Annotated in this window: 1 protein-coding gene and 1 pseudogene; one reads left to right on the top strand and one right to left on the bottom strand. The window is 56.4% G+C overall.

All coding sequences use genetic code 11. From position 1 onward, the window contains the following. Window positions 1-200: pseudogene (locus ACOVRA_RS13290) on the bottom strand (hydroxymethylglutaryl-CoA lyase); the annotation flags it as partial. A 264-nt stretch (window positions 201-464) separates the two neighbouring features. Here ACOVRA_RS13290 and ACOVRA_RS13285 point away from each other — a divergent pair. Further along, window positions 465-1,478, top strand: a 1,014-nt coding sequence (locus ACOVRA_RS13285) for a TonB-dependent receptor (protein WP_421720723.1), incomplete at its 3' end; no start/stop codon positions are given.

The following is a 1,478-nucleotide window of genomic DNA, read 5'->3' as shown; positions in this document are numbered from 1 at the left end:
GGCAGGGCCTCCATCACGGCCTCCGCATCGGCCATCTGGGGGACACGGCGAGGATTCACGAAGCTGGCAGTCTCAATCCGGCGCACGCCTGCCGCAATGGCGGCTTGGATCAGCGCGACCTTTTTGTCGGTCGGCAGAATGTCTGGCTCGTTCTGCAACCCGTCGCGCGCACCAACTTCAACAATTTCAACGCTATTCATGACCCTTACCCCGTGGTGCGCTTTTAGCTGTGTGCCGCCAAACTAAGCCTAAGCTTAGCTTAGGTCTATGGTTAGCTGCGCTGCTAGGGCAATCGGCCAATCTGTTTTAAAGGAAAGGGCACAAGGTCAAAGTGTTGCGAGAATAGCACCCGCCACTCAAATCGGAAGTTTCAAACACAAAGGCCACTTGCTTTTCACGACGAGAACGTGATTTTGACGTCAATCGAAGGATACTTAGAGATCCATCATCACTGAGGGGATAACATGCGTCATCTTTTACTTGGGTCCGCCGCGGCGGCCACACTTTTCTTTGCTATGGGCACAAGTGCATTTGCTCAGGCGGCTACCGAAGCAAAATCCGATGAAGGTGCTGAAGTCATCATCGTGACGGCACAAAAGCGCGTTCAAAACGTGCAAGAAGTGGCTGCTGCTGTTTCGGTTATCGGCGGAGAGCAAATTGCTCGCGCAGGTGGCTACAACATCGAAAGCGTGCAAACCCAAATCCCAACCCTGAACTTCCGTAAGGGCGGCACGAACCTGAACTCCTCGCTTTTCTTGCGCGGCGTCGGCACCATCAACTTCTCCATCGCAGCAGAGCCTAGCGTCGCTGTGGTGTTGGACGGCGTTGTTTTGGCACGCGCCGGTGAAGCATTCGGGGACTTGTCCGACATTCAGCGCATCGAAGTCTTGCGCGGCCCTCAAGGTACCTTGTTCGGCAAGAACTCGTCTGCCGGTGTGGTCAACATCATCTCTCAAAGCCCAGGCCGCGTGCATAGCGGCGACATCCAAGTCACCGCAAACGACGGCAATGAGTACAAGCTGCGCGCGTCGGTCGACATGCCATTCAGCGACAGCGTCCGTTCGCGCGTCACGGTTTTCGGCGGCTCGTATGACGGCAACATCACCAATCTGACCACTGGCAGCAAGATCAATGGCTATGAGCGTTATGGCGTTCGCGGCATCTTGGACATTGATGCCTCTGAAAGCCTGAAAGTGCGCTTGATCGGTGACTACCGCAAAGCTGACGACAATTGCTGCGGCGAAGTCATTGGTACGGCACCATCGGGTGCCAACGGCGCTGCCCTTCTGTCGCTTCTGCCAGGCATCACCTTTGCAGGCGACGAAACCCGCGCTGTTCGCAACAACCTCGTCACCCGCACCGAAGAAGAGTCTTGGGGTGTATCGGCTCAAGCCGATTGGGATGCTGGCGACTTCACCGTCACCTCCATCACCGCTTACCGTGGCTGGGACAACCGCGAAGTTCGCGAAGGCGACTGG

Origin of the sequence: Aquidulcibacter sp. (genome assembly GCF_049239865.1) — a bacterium.
Taxonomy (GTDB): Bacteria; Pseudomonadota; Alphaproteobacteria; order Caulobacterales; family Aquidulcibacteraceae; genus Aquidulcibacter.
Note: the sequence above shows the minus strand (reverse complement) of the source record. Positions and strands in the feature narration are given on the sequence as shown.